Origin of the sequence: Halomonas sp. HG01, from assembly GCF_000968715.2 — a bacterium.
Lineage (GTDB): Bacteria > Pseudomonadota > Gammaproteobacteria > Pseudomonadales > Halomonadaceae > Halomonas > Halomonas halophila.
In genome coordinates this window covers 2840512-2856476 of record NZ_CP022134.1, presented here as the reverse complement: position 1 = coordinate 2856476, position 15965 = coordinate 2840512, and the positions used below count along the sequence as shown (strand labels likewise).

Sequence of the window (15965 nt, the reverse complement as noted above, 5' to 3'; positions counted from 1 at the left end):
CCGTGTGGATCACTTCCGCTGACAGCTTAAAGCTACGGCTCTCGATATGAGGTGAGCGTCATGCTCGATATCCTATTGCCGATCCTGATCTTCGCCGCGCTGGGCCTGGCGGCGATCGGCGTCGTCCGGCGCGTGCGCCTGTGGCGCCAGGGGCGTCCCTCACCCGTGCCGCTGGTCAAGGGGCTGGCCTCCGTGCCGCGGCGCTACCTGGTCGACCTGCACCACGTGGTCGCCCGCGACAAGGTCATGTCCAACACCCACGTGGCCACCGCCGGCGGCTTCGTCGCCGCGGCGGTGCTGATGGTCCTGGTGCACGGCCTGGGCCTGGCCCAGGGCGTGCTCGGCTGGGTGCTGCTGGCCGCCAGTGCCACCATGTTCGTCGGCAGCTGCTTCGTGGCTCGCCGCCGCCGCAATCCACCGTCCCGGCTCTCCAAGGGCCCGTGGATGCGCCTGCCCAAGAGCCTGATGGCCTTCTCGCTGAGCGTCTTCGCCATCACCCTGCCCGCCGTGGGCCTGCTGCCCGAGGACTTCGGCAGCTGGGTGCTGGCGCTGGCGCTGTCCGCCGTGCTGGTCTGGGGCCTGGGCGAGATGGTCTTCGGCATGGCCTGGGGCGGGCCGATGAAGCACGCCTTCGCCGGCGCCCTGCATCTGGCCTTCCACCGTCGCGCCGAGCGCTTCGGCGAGGGCAACCGTTCCACCGGCCTCAAGGCCCTGAACCTGGACGACGAGAACGCCACCCTGGGCGTCGAGAAGCCCAGCGACTTCACCTGGAACCAGCTGCTCGGCTTCGACGCCTGCGTGCAGTGCGGCCGCTGCGAGGCCATGTGTCCGGCCTTCGCCGCCGGCCAGCCGCTCAATCCCAAGAAGCTGATCCAGGACATGGTCGTCGGCATGGCCGGCGGCAGCGATGCCCACTATGCCGGCAGCCCCTATCCGGGCCAGCCGGTGGGCGAGCATCAAGGCACGCCTCACGGCCCGATCGTGGCCCGCGAGGGCAAGGCCCTGGTGGATGCCGAGACCCTGTGGTCCTGCACCACCTGCCGCGCCTGCGTCGAGGAGTGCCCGATGATGATCGAGCACGTCGATGCCATCGTCGACATGCGGCGCTTCCTGACCCTCGAGCACGGCAATACCCCCAACAAGGGGCCCGAGGTGCTCGACAACCTGATCGCCACCGACAACCCGGGTGGCTTCGCCCCCGATGCCCGCATGCACTGGGCCGCCGACCTCGAGCTGCCGCTGATGGCGGATCGCGGCGAGGCCGAGGTGCTGCTGTGGCTGGGTGACGGCGCCTACGACATGCGCAACCAGCGCACCCTGCGCTCGCTGGTCAAGGTGCTGCGCGCCGCCGACGTCGACTTCGCGGTGCTCGGCAACGAGGAGCGCGACAGCGGCGACGTGGCCCGGCGCCTGGGCGACGAAGCGACCTTCCAGAGCCTGGCGAAGCGCAACATCGCCACCCTGTCGAAGTACCGCTTCCAGCGCATCGTCACCTGTGACCCGCACAGCTTCCACGTGCTCGGCAACGAGTACGGCGAGCTGGGTGGTCACTACGAGGTGCGGCACCACAGCACCTACATCGCCGAGCTGTACGAGGCCGGTCGCCTGCACTTCAAGCCCTGGAAGGGCGGCGGCGTGACCTATCACGATCCCTGCTACCTGGGCCGCTACAACGGCGAGTACGAGGCCCCGCGCAACGTGCTCAAGGCGCTCGGCATCGAAGTCGCCGAGATGGAGCGCTCCGGCTTCCGCTCCCGCTGCTGCGGTGGTGGCGGCGGTGCGCCGATCACCGACATCCCCGGTGAGCGCCGGATTCCCGACATGCGCATGAACGACGTGGGCGAGACCGGCGCCGAGCTGGTGGCCGTGGGCTGCCCGCAGTGCACCGCGATGCTTGAGGGCGTGGTCGATGCCACCGCCGAGGTGCGTGACATTGCCGAACTGGTCGCCAACGCGCTGACCGAGGCGCCCGAGGCGTCCTCCGGCGCGGCCCAGCAATCATCGAATCGGCCCCAGGCCGTGGAGGTGGCGTGATGAGCGATATCGTCCGTCGCGATCCGCGCAAGGATTGGATCGCCCGTAACCGGCTGCACCCGCAGCATCTGGAAGTCCTGGCCGAGCTCGGCCAGGGCGCGGCCAGCGAGTGGGTGGGACCCGCGGGCATCGTCCGCCGCAATCCGCACGCGGTGGGCTTCATGGGCCCCAATGGCCTCAAGCGCATCGACCGCAGCGGCGTCCAGCAGGGTGCCGGCGGCGGCGGAGCCGCCAAGACGACCGCCCAGAGCAAGCCGCTGGTCGAGATCGAATCGCCGGCCTTCCTGGTGGCGGTGGTGCCGGACATGGCCGGCGGCCGCCTCTCCGGCCATGACCGTGACCTGCTGGGCCTGGCACGGCAGCTGGCCGACGCCGACCCGGATGCCCGGGGTGCGGTGCTGGCGGTGGTCTACGGCGAGCACAAGGAAGACGGCTTCGGCGAAGCCGGCGTCGACCGCCTGCTGACCCTCGACGATCCCCGCTTCGACGGCTTCGCCCCGGAGGCCCGCCTCGGCGCGCTGCTGGCGGTGGAGGAGGCCTGGACGCCGCGCCACTGGCTGGTGCCGGACTCCAAGCTCGGCGGCGCCGATCTGGGCCGCCGCCTGGCGGCGCGTCTCGGCGAGCGCCCCGCCACCGGCGTGTGGCAGCTCGAGCCCGACGCCGATGCCGAACTGGGCTGGCAGTGCACCGCCCGCGGCGCGGCGGCCACCATCGACATCCAGCGGCCGCTGCCGCGCATCACCCTGGCGCTCGAGGAATGCGCCGAGCCGGTCGACGACAACCGTCACGCCGCCGATGCGCTGAGCCTGCCCCAGGAGCTGCCGTCGCCGATCTCGCGCATCGAGGATCTGGGCCAGGTGCCGGTGGACCCGTCGGGCGTGGCGCTGGCCGAGGCCGAGTTCATCCTTTCCGCCGGCAACGGCATCCGCGACTGGGATGGCTTCCACACCGCCGCCGAGGTGCTCGGCGCCACGGAAGGGGCATCTCGTGTCGCCGTGGATGACGGCTTCATGGCGCGCGATCGCCAGGTCGGGGCCACCGGTACCTGGGTCACCGCCCGGGTCTACGTGGCGGTCGGCATCAGCGGCGCCATCCAGCACCTGCAGGGGATCCAGACCTGCGACAAGGTGGTGGCGATCAACATGGACCCCGGCTGCGACATGATCAAGCGCGCCGATCTGGCGGTCATCGGCGATTCGGCCGAGGTACTCGGCTCGCTGGTGGCCATGGTCAAGCAGCAACGAGAGGAGAAGCGCGATGCGGCCTGAAGCCCAAGCCGATGCCTCGCTGGAGATCACCGTGCTGGTCTCCGTGGGGCGTCACCCCGTCACCGGTCGCGCGCGCCGCGCCGACCAGGACGCCCGGGCGGTGGAGCTGGCCCGCGGCGTGGCCGACGCCAGTGTCCAGCTGCTGCATGCCGGCGGCAAGGAGGCGGACAGCGAGCCGGCCCTGCGCGGCTACCTGGGCATGGGCTTCGATGCCCTGGCCCTGGTCGAGCAGCCCGAGGGCACCGACGTGCTGCCCGCGCTCGCCGAGGCGCTCGATGCGGCGCCGCCGCAGCTGGTCATCACCGGCGAGCGCGCCGAGCAGGGCGAAGGCTCCGGCCTGCTGCCCTACCTGCTCGCCGAGCGCCTGGGCTGGCCGGTGGTCAGCGGCCTGGCGGCGGTGGAGAGCGTCGAGAACGGCGTCGCGACCCTGCTGCAGGCGCTGCCGCGCGGCCAGCGTCGCCGGCTCAAGGTGCGCCTGCCGGCCATCGTCACGGTCGATGGCGCGGCCCCGGCGCCGCGTCAGAGCGCCTACGGCCCGGCCCGTCGTGGCCACCTGGCCGCGGTGCCCGGCAGCGTGACCGTGGACGAGGCCTGGGCGAGCTGGGAGACCCAGCCGGCCCGCAAGCGGCCCAAGCGCCTGAAGATCGTCAAGGCCGCCTCGGCCCGCGACCGCTTCAAGGCCGCGGCCGCCAAGGCCGAGGGCGGCGGTGGCCAGGTGCTCACCGACGTGACCGCGGAGGAAGGCGCGGAAGCGATCCTCAAGCTGTTGAAGGAAGAGGGCGTGCTGCGCTAGCCGCAGCGTCTCTCGCCAGGTACCAAAGCAAAAAGCCCCGGTCACCGACCGGGGCTTTTTACGTGGCGCGGAGCGCGCGACTCAGATCTGCTGGCTGGCGCTGGTGAAGCCCATCAGCGAGATGTTCAGATCGCGGCGACTGCCGCGCGGGTCGATCAGGCTCAGGGTGGCGTTGCTGCCGCCGCGCAGCTGCTGCATCAGCGACGGTTCCAGCGGCAGGTCGGCGCGGCAGCCCGGCTGGTCGCAGACCTGATAGGGGAAGGGCACGCCTTCGCCGCCGTCCACGCTCAGCTGCAGGCCCGGCGCCAGGCGCACGCCCAGCGGCAGCAGGAAGGTCATGATCGGCACTTCGGCCTGGGGCGGCTGGGCGATGATCACGCGCATCACCGGCTGGTCGTCGTCCGGGTTGGTGACCAATTGGGTCATGCTGCACGGGCCGCTCTGGGCGTCGGTGGGGCAGCGCACTTCCCAGCTCTGGTACTGCTCGCTCTCGAAGTTGCCGCCCTGGCCGGACATGCTGGTCTGGGCGAGGGCCGAAGACGCCAGCGGCAGCAGGCACAGCAGGCCGATCAGGCCCGACACGAGTCGTTTGGACATTGGGGTTCTTTCTCCTGACGGTTGAGACGGTTTGACGCTCGTGGCCCCGGACGCCGAGCGGTGCCCGGGCATGGTGCTACCACCATGCCCGTAACCGGCGGCAAGGTCGAGCCCCCGCGGGGCCGCAACGGGGAAACGGTAAGCAGGAACGCCGACGCCCCCGGCGGGAAGTCCCGGCCGGGGGCGTCGGTGTCGTTCAGCGAGGGGTCAGGCGGTCCGGGCGAGGCCCAGGGCGTGTTCCTCGCGCAGGCTCTTGACCAGCCCCACGGCCATCACCAGCAGCACCAGGGTGAAGGGCAGGCCGGTGGCCACGGCGCCGGCCTGGAGGGCGCCCAGGGCCTTGTCACCGCCGCCGTAGAGCAGCACGCCGGCGATCACGCCTTCCAGGGTGGCCCAGAACACCCGCTGGGTGCGCGGGGCGTCGACCTTGCCGCCGGCGGTGATGTTGTCGATCACCAGCGAGCCCGAATCGGAGGAGGTGATGAAGAACACCAGCACCAGCACGATGGCCATGGTCGAGGTCAGCGTGGTCAGCGGCAGGTGCTCGAGCATCTGGAACATTGCCAGCGAGACCTCGCCGATGCCATCGGACAGCGCACCGACGCCGCCGGCGGCCTGGGCCAGGGCGTTGCCGCCGAAGGCGCTCATCCACACGATCGTCACCAGCGTCGGGACCAGCAGCACCGCCATCAGGAACTCGCGCACGGTGCGGCCGCGGGAGACGCGGGCGATGAACATGCCGACGAACGGCGACCAGGAGATCCACCAGGCCCAGTAGAACACCGTCCAGCCGTGGAACCAGGTGTCATCCTCGCGGCCGACCCAGTTGGACAGCGGTACCAGGTGAGTCAGGTAGGCCATGCTGGTGTCCCACAGGCCGTTGACGAACAGCATGGTGGAGCCGGTGATCACCACGAACAGCAGCAGCAGCAGGGCGATCACCATGTTGATGTTGGAAAACAGCTTGACCCCGCCGTCGATGCCGCGCCACACGGAGAACAGTGCCACGGCGGTGACCGCCACGATGATGGCGATTTGGGTGCCCAGGGTATTGGGCACGTCGAACAGGTAGTTGAGACCGCCGGCGGCCTGGGAGGCGCCGAAGCCCAGCGAGGTGGCCAGGCCGAAGATGGTGGCCAGTACCGCCAGGATGTCCACCAGATGGCCGATCCAGCCGCGGGTGTGTTCGCCCAGCAGCGGCGTGAAGGCCGAGCGCAGGGTCAGTGGCAGGCCGCGGTTGTAGGCGAAGAAAGCCAGCGACAGGCCGACCACGCCGTAGATCGCCCAGGGGTGCAGGCCCCAGTGGAACATGGTGGCGCCCATGGCGGCGGTCGCGCCCTCCGGGGTCCGGGCGGCGACGTCGAGGGGCGTGCCGTACCAGTCGGTGTAGTAGGCGACCGGCTCGGCCACGCTCCAGAACATCAGGCCGATGCCCATGCCGGCGGCGAACAGCATGCTGAACCAGGACACCAGCGAGTGATCGGGGCGGGCGTCGGCCCCGCCCAGGCGAATCCGCCCCAGCGGCAGCACGATCAGCGCCAGGCACAGCACCACGAACACGTTGCCGGCGATCATGAACAGCCAGTCGAAGTGCTCGATGGCGAAGCCGCGCGCCGCGCCCAGCTGGGTGTTGGCGGCGTCGGGGTAGACCAGGGCGTAGAGAATGAAGCCGAGAATGGCCAGGGCGGAGAGGGGGAAGACGGGATTGTGGAAATCCAGCCCCAGTAACTGCTTGTTGTCCTGTCCGGGTGACAGGACAGGATCGTCATCATGAGTCATGCGTATTCCTCGGTTGTTATTGTGTGCCGCCACGGGCGGCGCCGATCATTCTTGTCGCCGAGGCGGGTCGAGGAGTGTCGTGAAAGCGACCTGCAGCTATGCGTCGACAGCATGTGGTCGAAGGGGGTCGCGGATGGATATGGCGAGGCCGCTCGCGGAGCGTTCCGGCCATGCAGGAGGGGTAGGGTCGTGGTGACGGTCTTGTACCGTGAGTCCACAAAAACCATGAAGGAAGCCAGCCACATGAGTTCAAACAACCGCGGAGTCGTCTACAAGGGCCCGGGCGAGGTCGCCGTCGAGTCCATCGCCTACCCGGAACTCGCCCTCGGCAATCGCAAGTGCGAACACGGCGTGATCCTCAAGGTCGTCACCACCAACATCTGTGGCAGCGACCAGCACATGGTGCGCGGTCGTACCACCGCCCCGGAAGGCCTGGTGCTGGGTCACGAGATCACCGGCATCGTGGTCGAGTGCGGTCGCGACGTCGAATTCCTGAGCCCGGGCGACATGGTCTCGGTGCCGTTCAACATCGCCTGTGGCCGCTGCCGCAACTGCAAGTCCGGCCAGACCGGGATCTGCCTGAACGTCAACCCGTCACGCCCGGGCGCGGCCTACGGCTATGTCGACATGGGCGGCTGGGTCGGCGGCCAGACCGAATACGTCATGGTCCCCTACGCCGACTTCAACCTGCTGAAGTTCCCGGACGCCGATCAGGCCATGGAGAAGATCAAGGACCTGACGCTGCTTTCCGACATCTTCCCGACCGGCTTCCACGGCTGCGTCACCGCCGGCGTCGGCCCGGGCTCCACCGTCTACATCGCCGGTGCCGGTCCGGTCGGTCTGGCCGCCGCGGTCTCCGCCCAGCTGCTGGGTGCCGCCTGCGTCATCGTCGGCGACATGATCGAGGAGCGTCTGGCCCAGGCCCGCAGCTTCGGGTGCGAGACCATCGACCTGACCGAAGACGGCGACATGGCCGACAAGATCGAGGTCATTCTCGGCGAGCGCGAGGTCGATGCCTTCGTCGACTGCGTCGGCTTCGAGGCCCACGCCTGCGGCTGCAACCACGGCCAGGAAGCGCCGGCCGCGGTGCTGAACTCCGCCATGTCGGTGACCCGCGCCGGCGGCCAGATCGGCATCCCCGGTCTGTACGTGACCGAGGACCCGGGCTCTGCCGACGCCGCCGCCCAGCAGGGCAGCCTGAGCATGCGCTTCGGCCTCGGTTGGGCCAAGTCGCACAGCTTCCACACCGGCCAGTGCCCGGTGATGAAGTATCACCGTCCGCTGATGCAGGCGATCCTGTTCGGCAAGGTCAACATCGCCGACGCGGTCAACGTGCAGATGATCAGCCTGGACGAGGCGCCGCAGGGCTACGCCGACTTCGATGGCGGGGCGGCCAAGAAATTCGTCATGGACCCGCACGGCAGCGTGGCGGCCTGAGACGTTGCGGTATGAGAGGCCATCAGGCTCTCTTCATGACGGCGCCCTTCGGGGCGCCGTCATGCGTTGGAAGGGGGGGGGGTGAACGGTGGCGAGCGGTTTCGCCTGGGGGAGCGCCGGCATTGCGGGCGACGTCGCGCGGTGCCAATCTTGAGGCTAGCCGAAGATCAAGAACAGGAGGAATCCACCATGATGATCGTCGACCTGATCGACGGGGATGATTTCCGCGACCGTCTGGTGGCGTTGGACATTCATGTCCCCGCGGATGCCAGTCCCGAGACCTGCGCCCATCTGGCGCGGCTCAAGCATAACGAGGTGGGCGTGCCGGGGCTCGAGGCCCTGGTCCGCGAGCTGATGGCCCAGAGCGACGTGATGCTGCCCGCGGTGCGCGAGGCCATCGAGCAGCATCTGATGGAGCTGCCGAACGGAGAGGGTGAGTCGGCCTGAGGGCCTTCGACGCCGGACTCTCGAGTCGCCGAACGCACGCGCCCCGCCCGGATGTCCGGGCGGGGCGCGTTGGTGTCTGGCCGACGCGACGGCATTCGATGCGACGATAAAAAAAGGACCCGCCGAGGCGGGTCCTTGCGATGGCGCGCTCGACCGGAGGCGAGATCAGCCGTTGGCGAGCTGCAGGTCGGGCTGGCTGTGGCCCAGGTTCTCCAGCATGCGCTCGCTGTACCAGTTGATGAAGTCGATGACGCCATACTCGTAGGTCTCGGAGTACGGACCCGGCTGGTAGCTCTTGGAGTTGATGCCGCGCTGGTTTTCCTCGGCCAGGCGGCGGTCCTGGTCGTTGGTGGCGTCCCAGACCTTGCGCATCTGCTCCGGATCGTAGTCGACGCCTTCCACGGCGTCCTTGTGCACCAGCCACTTGGTGGTCACCACGGTACGCTGCGGGCCGAGCGGCAGGACCCGGAAGACGAGGGCATGGTCGCCCATGAAGTGGTTCCAGGAGTTCGGCAGGTGCAGGATGCGCAGCGAGCCCAGGTCGGCGCTCTGCAGTTGGCCCATCAGCTTCTGGCAGGCGCGCTTGCCGTCCATGGTCATCGACTCGGCGCCGTCCAGCAGCGGGGTGCGGGTCAGGCGGTTGCGACGATCCAGACGGGTCAGCTTGTAGGGCACGCACTGGGCTTCCCAGTCGGCCTGCTTGCGCGCGACCAGCTCCTTGTAGGCAGGGGTGGCGCGGGGGTCGTCGGTGTCGTCGAACTCCTGCAGGGAGTTGAGCAGCTCCGGGTGCGCGCCGTTGCAGTGGTAGCACTCGCGGTTATTCTCGAGCACCAGCTTCCAGTTGCACTGCTCGACGATGCTGGATTCCACGGCGACCTTGAGGTTTTCCATGTCGTAAGGCGCCAGGTAGTGGTCCAGCGTCTCGAGGAAACCGTCGATCTCCGGGGCCTCGTCGGCCAGGCTGACGAAGATGAAGCCGCCGCCGGTGCGCACGTGAACCGGCTTGAGGCCGTGATCGGCGAGGTTGAACTCCTGGCCCATCTCGGTGCCGGCGAACAGCAGGCGGCCGTCCAGCTCGTAGGTCCACTGGTGGTAGGGGCAGACCAGCTTGGCGACCTTGCCCTTGTCGGTCACGCACAGGCGCGATCCGCGGTGGCGGCAGACGTTGTGGAAGGCGTGCACGTCACCGTCGTTGCCGCGCACGATCACCACCGGGTTGTCACCGACCTCCAGGGTCATGAAATTGCCCTTGGCCGGAATCTCGGAGGTCATGCCCGCGAACAGCCACTCCTTCTCGAAGATTTCCTGCATGTCGAGGGCGAACAGCCGCTCGTCGTTGTAGAACGGCTGCGGCAGCGAGTAGTTGTGCTGACGCTCCTTCAGCATCTCGGCGGTGGCCTCGCGTGCCGGGGCCAGGGGGTCATCCAGACGGGCAGGTGACAGTGAATCCATGGTGGGACGCTTCCTCATTGCTGGGCTGCTGTGACAGCCTCGGGATTGTTGAAATGCGGGCCAAGGTCTAGCGAATTCACGCCCCGGTGGGGCCGCGGCGGGTGAGGTGAGTTTGAAACAGCGTCTGGAGGGGGAGTTGTCCACTGACGACGCGTGGCGATGCAACAGCGACCAGGGGGTGTGATAAATGTCCTGCCGATGGACGTGATGGGCATGACCATGTCGTTGACAGACAAGTGGGGGCGCGCGGGGGTGCGCAAAATTCTGCCAACGGCAGGCGGTGTCTCCGCCGTCGGACCGCGAGCTTCACGCTGCAGCCCCAGGCGACCCCCAGGCGATACAATCATGACAATGAATTTTCTCAATCCCGTCAATCCCGTCACCACCCAGACCTGGACCAACGGCCGCCACCAGGTGCGTTGCGTCAAGGTGATCCAGGAGACCTGGGATACTCGCACCTTCTGCTTCATGGCCGAGCAGCCGGTGATGTTCTTCTTCAAGCCGGGACAGTTCGTGACCCTGGAGCTGGAGATCGACGGCGAGCAGGTGATGCGCTCCTACACCATCTCCAGCTCACCGTCCGTGCCCTACAGCTTCTCGATCACCGTCAAGCGCATGCCGGGCGGCGTGGTCTCCAACTGGCTGCACGACAACCTCAAGGTCAACGACGAGCTGGCCGTGCACGGTCCGGTCGGCAAGTTCAACATCATCGACTACCCGGCGGAGAAGTACCTGATGCTCTCCGGCGGTGTGGGCATCACCCCGCTGATGTCGATGGTGCGCTGGCTGTTCGACACCAACGCCGCCGTGGATCTGCAGTTCGTGCACAGTTCGCGTACGCCCCGGGACATCATCTTCCACCGTGAGCTGGAGCATATCTTCTCGCGGATCCCCGAGTTCAAGCTGCACATCGTCTGCGAGCGCAGCGACGAGCTGGGCGAGGCCTGGGCCGGTTTCCGCGGCTACCTCAGCCAGGCGATGCTGGAGCTGATGGCGCCGGACTTCATGGATCGCGAGATATTCTGCTGTGGTCCGACCCCGTACATGAACGCGGTCAAGCGCCTGCTCCAGGAAAACGGCTTCGACATGAGCCGCTACCACGAGGAAGCCTTCGGCGCCACGCCGGTGGACGTCCAGGAGGAGGTCATCGAGAACGTGGAGCAGGCCGAGGCCGAGGCCGAGGAGCTCGACGTCTCCGACATGCTGAGCGTCGAGTTCAGCAGCACCGGCAAGAGCGTGCGCATCCAGCCCACCGAGACCGTGCACACCGCCGCTGCCAAGCTGGGCCTGCATATCCCGAAGGCCTGCGGCATGGGCATCTGCGGCACCTGCCGCGTGGCCGTGACCGAGGGCGAGGTCGAGATGGAGCACAACGGCGGCATCACCGACGAGGACGTCGCCGAGGGCTACATCCTGTCCTGCTGCAGCACCCCCAAGACCAACCTGGTTGTGGACTACTGAGGCGGGTATTTCGAGCTCAAGCCTGAAACGGCATGGCGGCATGGGGCTCTTTCCTGACGGCACCTGCCGCGTGGCCGTGACCGAGGGCGAGGTCGAGATGGAGCACAACGGCGGCATCACCGACGAGGACGTCGCCGAGGGCTACATCCTGTCCTGCTGCAGCACGCCCAAGACCAACCTGGTCGTGGATTACTGAGGCAGACGCGCACGTCGTGGAGGCGTATGTCGCTTACGCGAATGTCTCTCGACGCGAAGCGCCCCGGGCCATGGCCTGGGGCGCTTGCGTTTGAGGTCTCTCGTGCTTGACCTCAGCGCTCGACGATGGCGCTGCCGTCGCTGACCCGCTCGCCGGGATAGCGGATCACCCGCTGGCCCGCCTCCAGGCCGTCGCGGATCTGCACCGCCAGATCGTTGCGTGCGCCGATCGTGACCGTCTGGCGCCGCGCCTCGCCGTCATCGGCGACGAACACCGCCCAGTCGTCGCCGTCGCGGAACAGCGCGCCGAGCGGCACCTGCAGCACCTCGCCCTCGAACAGCACGATGCCGACGTCGACTCGATAGTCGTGGCCGAGGCGCTCCCAGCGTGCCGGCGGGTCGCTCAGGTCGAGCACCACGTCGACTCGCTGTTCCTCGATGCCCAGCGCCGACACGCGAGTCACGCCCAGCGGCTCGATGCGGCGCACCCTGGCTGCCAGCTCGGGGCCGCCCCAGCCGCCGAGGATGGCCGCCTGACCCGGCGAGACGCGCACCGCGTCCTCGGAGAGCAGGTCGACCACCACTTCCAGGTCGGCCGGATCGCCGATCTCCATCAGCGGGGTGCCGGCGCCGACGATGCCGGCGCTGCGTCGCAGCACGCGCAGCACCACGCCGTGGGTCGGCGAGGTGACGGTCACACACTCGCAGCTGGCCTGACGGGCCTCGAGCTCCAGCGGCGATAGCAGCTGGACGGCGGCCCGCTCCAGCTCGTGTTCGCGGACCGCCAGCGCGGCCTCGCTGCGGGTCAGCTCGGCGCTGGCCACGCGGAAGGCCCGTTCGGCGTCCTCGAGGGCCCGGCGGGCCAGGCTCTGTTCCTCGGCCAGGCGTCGGGCCCGGTCGAGTTCGCGACGGGCGAAGGCCAGGTCCGCCGCCGCCCGCTCGCGCTCGGCGGCCGCCAGGTCCCGGGTCGAGCGCGCGGCCTCGAGGGCGGCGCGCTGCTCGGCCAGGCGTCGCGCGTCGAGCAGCGCGGGCGGGGCGGTGTCGATGGTGGCCAGCACCGTGCGGTCGGCCTCGACCGGGTCGCCGGCGTCGACGTCGATGCGCCGCAGCCGCCCGGCCACCGGCGCATCCAGGGTGAACACCTCGCGTACCCGGGTCATGCCTTCCTCGTCGACGGTGACGCGCAGCGGCGCGACCTCGGCGATGGCGAGATCCACCGGCACCGGCTGCGGGCGCAGGGCGACGCCGATGCCGACGGCCAGCAGCGCCAGCAGCGTTCCCCACAGCAGTCCTCGGCGTCCCTTCACGTCCATGGCGTCACTCCCGGGTCTTGAGCACCGCGATCAGGTCCAGGCGGTCGAGTCGACGGCGCACCACCGCGGCGCAGACGCCGGCGGAGGCCAGCGCGATCAGTACCGCCCAGGCGTAGGTGGCCGGGTGGATCACCAGCGGCACCCGAAACAGTTCGGTGGCGAAGGCGCTGGACAGGTACCAGGCCAGGGCGAAGCCCAGCAGGCAGCCCAGCGGCATGGCCAGCCAGGTGAGAAGCCCCGCCTCGCCGAGCAGGATGTAGGAGATCTCCCAGCGGCTGAAGCCGAGCACCCGCAGGGTGGCGAGTTCCCGGGCCCGCTCGGCCAGGGCGATGCGAATCGTATTGTAGGTCACCCCTACCGACAGCACGCTGGCGAAGGCGATGAAGAAGCCGGCGAAGATGAAGAGGGTCTGGCCGAGCGTGTCATGGAAGGTGTCGATGGCGGCCTGACGGAACTGCACGCCGCTGACGGCGGGCAGGGTCTTGAGCCTGGCGAGCAGCTCGGCGCGGCGGGCCGGATCGACGACGATCCGGGCGCCGCGCATCACCCGGCCGTCGCCCATGCGGCGGTTGAGCGCGTCGAGCGCCATATAGGCGGGCTTGCCGACGTCGGTGTCGAACAGCCGTACCACCGGCAGCGCGAGCCGCGGGCGCCGGCCCTCGAGCACCTCGACGATGAGCACGTCGCCGATCTCCACCTCCAGCATGCCGGCCAGCTGTTGCGATAGCAGCAGGCCGTCCGGCGGCACCGCCACAGGGCGTCCCTGGGCGTCGTGGACCGGGCTCAGCACGCCGTCGCGCGGCAGGCCGACGATGGCCTCGCGCTCTCTGAGCGAGCCGTGGTGAAGGCGTGCCGCCACGCCGCGCAGCGGCTCGGCGGCCAGTACCCCGGGCAGCCGCTCGACGCCGGCCAGCTCGCCGAGCGGGGTCAGGTCGTGGAAGCCCAGGGTGGCATCCTGGTGCTGGCTCTCGACGAGGACGCTGTTGACCAGCGCGTCGATGGCGTCCAGCCACTGCAGGGCCATCACCAGCACCGCCACCGACATGGCCAGGCCGGCGCTTGCCAGCAGCGCGCGCAGCGGCCAGCGCAGCAGGCGGCGGGCGATCATGCGCGTGGGCTCGTCCAGGTGGCGGGCCAGCGCCGAGCGCGACAGCCGGCTGCGCCGATAGACCGGCGGCGAAGGCGGCAGCATGGCCTCGGCCGGGGGCAGGGCGGCGGCGCGGCGCACCGCCCACAGGGCGCCGGCCAGCGCCGCGCCCAGGCTGACCAGCGTGGCCAGCAGGAAGCTCTCCGGCCCGGGGCGGTAGAGCAGGAAGGGGAAGCGATAGAACTCGGCGTACAGCCGGGTGTTCCAGTGTCCCAGCCAGGCGCCGAGCAGGGCGCCGATGACCACACCGAGCCCGCCGATCACCAGCACCAGCTTGACGTAGTGCCAGGCGATGGCCAGCCGCGAGTAGCCGAAGGCCTTGAGCAGGCCGATCTCGCGGCGCTCGGTATCGATCATGCGGCCCATCACCAGGTGGGTGAGGAAGGCCGAGACCGCCAGGAAGACGCTCGGCAGCAGCTGTGCCATGTTCTTCTGCTGGGCGATCTCGTTCTGCAGGAACCAGTTCGAGACCTGTTCGTCGCGAGGATAGGCGCCGGTGCCGCCGTAGCGGGCGAGCCGGGCATCGAGCCGCGCGACCACCTCGCGGGTGCTGGCGCCGGGCATGAGCGTCAGGCTGACGGCGTTGAAGGCGCCGTCGAAGTCGAAGGCGGCGGCCAGCGCCTCGCGGCCCATCCACAGCACGCCGAAGCGCGCGTCGTCGGGCATCAGCCCGCCGGGGGCGATGGCGTAGACGTACTCGGGGCTGAGCGCGATGCCGACCACCTCGAGGGTGCGACGCTGGCCGCGCAGCACGGCGTCGAAGTGGTCGCCCGGCACCAGACCGTGCGCCTCGGCGAAGGCCTCGCCGATCACCGCCTCGTCCGGCCGGTCGGGGGCGACCCGGCGGCCGCTGCGCAGGGTCAGGGCGTTCATCGGCTCGACGCCGCGCTCGGGCAGTGACACCAGCTGCGCTACCACCGGCTCGTCGAAGTCCGGCAGGTCAAGCAGCGCGCCCTCGATGATGCGCGTCGACACGCGCTGCACGCCGGGGATCTCGGCCAGCTCGCGGCTCAGCGATTCCGGCGCCCGGGTGACGTCGGCGAACACCTCGCCGAAGCGCGTGCGCTCGTAGTAGGCGACCGTGGTCTCCTCGAGGGCCTCGATGGTGGTCAGCGCCATGATCAGCAGGGCGTTGCCCGAGGCGATCACCAGGGCGATGGCCAGCACCTGGGCACGCAGGCGCCACAGTTCGCGCAGCAGCTTGCGGTCGAGGCTACTCACGGTGCATCTCCGGCTCACCACACCAGCTCGGCGGGCGAGCGCCGAGCGGTATTGGTGCGGCTGTCGACGATCTGTCCGTCGGCGAAGTGCAGTACCCGGTCGGCGACGTCGGCGATCACCGCATTGTGGGTGATCAGCGCGGTGGTGGTGCCGAGCTCGCGGTTGACGCGCAGGATCGCCTCGAGCACCACGATGCCGGTATCGCGGTCCAGGGCGCCGGTGGGCTCGTCGCACAGCAGCAGCTCGGGGCGCTTGGCGATGGCCCGGGCGATCGCTACCCGCTGCTGCTCGCCGCCGGAAAGCTGGGCGGGAAAATGGTCGAGGCGCGGGCCGAGGTGGACCATCTCCAGCGCCTCCTCGGGCGTCATCGGATCGCGGGCGATCTCGGTGACCAGCGCCACGTTCTCGCGGGCGGTGAGGCTCGGGATCAGGTTGTAGAACTGGAACACGAAGCCGACGTGCTCGCGGCGATAGCGGTCGAAGGCGCGCTCGCTGGCGCCGGTCAGCGGGTCGCCGTGGAAGCGGATCTCGCCCTCGGTGGGGGTATCCAGCCCGCCCAGCAGGTTGAGCAGCGTCGACTTGCCGCTGCCCGAGGGGCCGAGCAGCACCACCAGCTCGCCGGCCGCGAGGTCGAGGTCGACGCCGCGCAGCGCAGCCACTTCGACGGTGCCCATGCGGAAGATGCGGGTCAGATGGCGGGCCTCGAGCACCGTCGACGGGGAAGAGGCGGGTGAGGGCGTCGGCACTGCGGGGCTCCCTGCATGGCCGGTCGTCGTGACCTCTACCGGGAGTATAGCGAGCCGGCTCCGATGCGCCGGGCC

General features: G+C 69.4%; 12 protein-coding genes and 1 pseudogene. 7 read left to right on the top strand and 6 right to left on the bottom strand.

What is annotated here, in order from left to right:
- The first annotated feature begins 60 nt into the window (after nt 1-60).
- Genes UN84_RS13530 through etfB form a run of 3 tightly spaced genes read left to right on the top strand, consistent with a single transcriptional unit; the run spans nt 61 to nt 4095 of the window.
- The gene (locus UN84_RS13530; RefSeq protein ID WP_046078192.1) at nt 61-2034 is read left to right on the top strand and encodes a (Fe-S)-binding protein; all 1974 of its coding nucleotides are present in this window, start codon (nt 61-63) and stop codon (nt 2032-2034) included.
- Nucleotides 2034-3302, top strand: coding sequence for an electron transfer flavoprotein subunit alpha (gene etfA, locus UN84_RS13525; RefSeq protein WP_046078191.1), 1269 nt, complete (start codon nt 2034-2036; stop codon nt 3300-3302). Before UN84_RS13530 ends, etfA begins: the two co-directional genes overlap by 1 nt.
- Nucleotides 3292-4095, top strand: coding sequence for an electron transfer flavoprotein subunit beta (gene etfB, locus UN84_RS13520; RefSeq protein WP_046078190.1), 804 nt, complete (start codon nt 3292-3294; stop codon nt 4093-4095). The genes etfA and etfB overlap by 11 nt, the downstream gene beginning before the upstream one ends.
- A gap of 81 nt (nt 4096-4176) precedes the next feature.
- On the opposite strand, the gene UN84_RS13515 is transcribed toward etfB, so the two are convergent.
- Both UN84_RS13515 and UN84_RS13510 read right to left on the bottom strand, forming a co-directional pair.
- Nucleotides 4177-4692: an invasion associated locus B family protein gene (locus tag UN84_RS13515; RefSeq protein ID WP_046078189.1), complete on the bottom strand. Its 516-nt coding sequence runs from the start codon at nt 4690-4692 to the stop codon at nt 4177-4179.
- A 207-nt stretch (nt 4693-4899) separates the two neighbouring features.
- A complete protein-coding gene (locus UN84_RS13510; RefSeq protein WP_046078188.1) occupies nt 4900-6471 on the bottom strand; it encodes a BCCT family transporter in 1572 nt (523 codons plus the stop codon).
- A gap of 243 nt (nt 6472-6714) precedes the next feature.
- On the opposite strand from UN84_RS13510, the gene fdhA reads away from it, so the two are divergent.
- Together fdhA and UN84_RS13500 are read left to right on the top strand one after the other, a co-directional pair.
- A complete protein-coding gene (gene fdhA, locus UN84_RS13505) occupies nt 6715-7908 on the top strand; it encodes a formaldehyde dehydrogenase, glutathione-independent (RefSeq protein ID WP_046078187.1) in 1194 nt (397 codons plus the stop codon).
- Nucleotides 7909-8097: 189 nt separating this feature from the next.
- Complete coding sequence (locus UN84_RS13500; protein ID WP_046078186.1) at nt 8098-8355, top strand: hypothetical protein; 258 nt, start codon at nt 8098-8100, stop codon at nt 8353-8355.
- 165 nt (nt 8356-8520) lie between these two features.
- On the opposite strand, the gene UN84_RS13495 is transcribed toward UN84_RS13500, so the two are convergent.
- Nucleotides 8521-9807 (bottom strand): aromatic ring-hydroxylating oxygenase subunit alpha, encoded by a 1287-nt coding sequence (locus UN84_RS13495; protein WP_046078185.1) that lies wholly within the window; start codon nt 9805-9807, stop codon nt 8521-8523.
- A gap of 345 nt (nt 9808-10152) precedes the next feature.
- On the opposite strand from UN84_RS13495, the gene UN84_RS13490 reads away from it, so the two are divergent.
- Together UN84_RS13490 and UN84_RS13485 are read left to right on the top strand one after the other, a co-directional pair.
- Complete coding sequence (locus UN84_RS13490) at nt 10153-11268, top strand: hybrid-cluster NAD(P)-dependent oxidoreductase (RefSeq protein ID WP_035597962.1); 1116 nt, start codon at nt 10153-10155, stop codon at nt 11266-11268.
- Between the two features lie 37 nt (nt 11269-11305).
- A pseudogene (locus tag UN84_RS13485) lies at nt 11306-11464 on the top strand (2Fe-2S iron-sulfur cluster-binding protein); the annotation flags it as partial.
- A gap of 112 nt (nt 11465-11576) precedes the next feature.
- On the opposite strand, the gene UN84_RS13480 reads toward UN84_RS13485, so the two are convergent.
- From UN84_RS13480 to UN84_RS13470, 3 genes are read right to left on the bottom strand one after another with little or no spacing between them, the layout of a single operon-like run.
- On the bottom strand, nt 11577-12776 hold the full coding sequence (locus UN84_RS13480) for an efflux RND transporter periplasmic adaptor subunit (protein ID WP_107181556.1): 1200 nt from the start codon (nt 12774-12776) through the stop codon (nt 11577-11579).
- A 4-nt stretch (nt 12777-12780) separates the two neighbouring features.
- The gene (locus UN84_RS13475) at nt 12781-15144 is read right to left on the bottom strand and encodes an ABC transporter permease (RefSeq protein WP_046078183.1); all 2364 of its coding nucleotides are present in this window, start codon (nt 15142-15144) and stop codon (nt 12781-12783) included.
- A 14-nt stretch (nt 15145-15158) separates the two neighbouring features.
- Nucleotides 15159-15890, bottom strand: a complete 732-nt coding sequence (locus UN84_RS13470) for an ABC transporter ATP-binding protein (protein ID WP_046078182.1) — start codon at nt 15888-15890, stop codon at nt 15159-15161.
- Nucleotides 15891-15965 lie beyond the last annotated feature (75 nt).

Bases quoted from the DNA above. Each gene is read 5' to 3' on its own strand.
- UN84_RS13530 (WP_046078192.1), top strand. From the start codon at position 61: ATGCTCGATATCCTATTGCCGATCCTGATCTTCGCCGCGCTGGGCCTG.
- UN84_RS13515 (WP_046078189.1), bottom strand. From the start codon at position 4,692: ATGTCCAAACGACTCGTGTCGGGCCTGATCGGCCTGCTGTGCCTGCTG.
- UN84_RS13490 (WP_035597962.1), top strand. From the start codon at position 10,153: ATGACAATGAATTTTCTCAATCCCGTCAATCCCGTCACCACCCAGACC.
- fdhA (WP_046078187.1), top strand. From the start codon at position 6,715: ATGAGTTCAAACAACCGCGGAGTCGTCTACAAGGGCCCGGGCGAGGTC.
- UN84_RS13500 (WP_046078186.1), top strand. From the start codon at position 8,098: ATGATGATCGTCGACCTGATCGACGGGGATGATTTCCGCGACCGTCTG.
- UN84_RS13495 (WP_046078185.1), bottom strand. From the start codon at position 9,807: ATGGATTCACTGTCACCTGCCCGTCTGGATGACCCCCTGGCCCCGGCA.
- UN84_RS13480 (WP_107181556.1), bottom strand. From the start codon at position 12,776: ATGGACGTGAAGGGACGCCGAGGACTGCTGTGGGGAACGCTGCTGGCG.
- etfB (WP_046078190.1), top strand. From the start codon at position 3,292: ATGCGGCCTGAAGCCCAAGCCGATGCCTCGCTGGAGATCACCGTGCTG.
- etfA (WP_046078191.1), top strand. From the start codon at position 2,034: ATGAGCGATATCGTCCGTCGCGATCCGCGCAAGGATTGGATCGCCCGT.
- UN84_RS13510 (WP_046078188.1), bottom strand. From the start codon at position 6,471: ATGACTCATGATGACGATCCTGTCCTGTCACCCGGACAGGACAACAAG.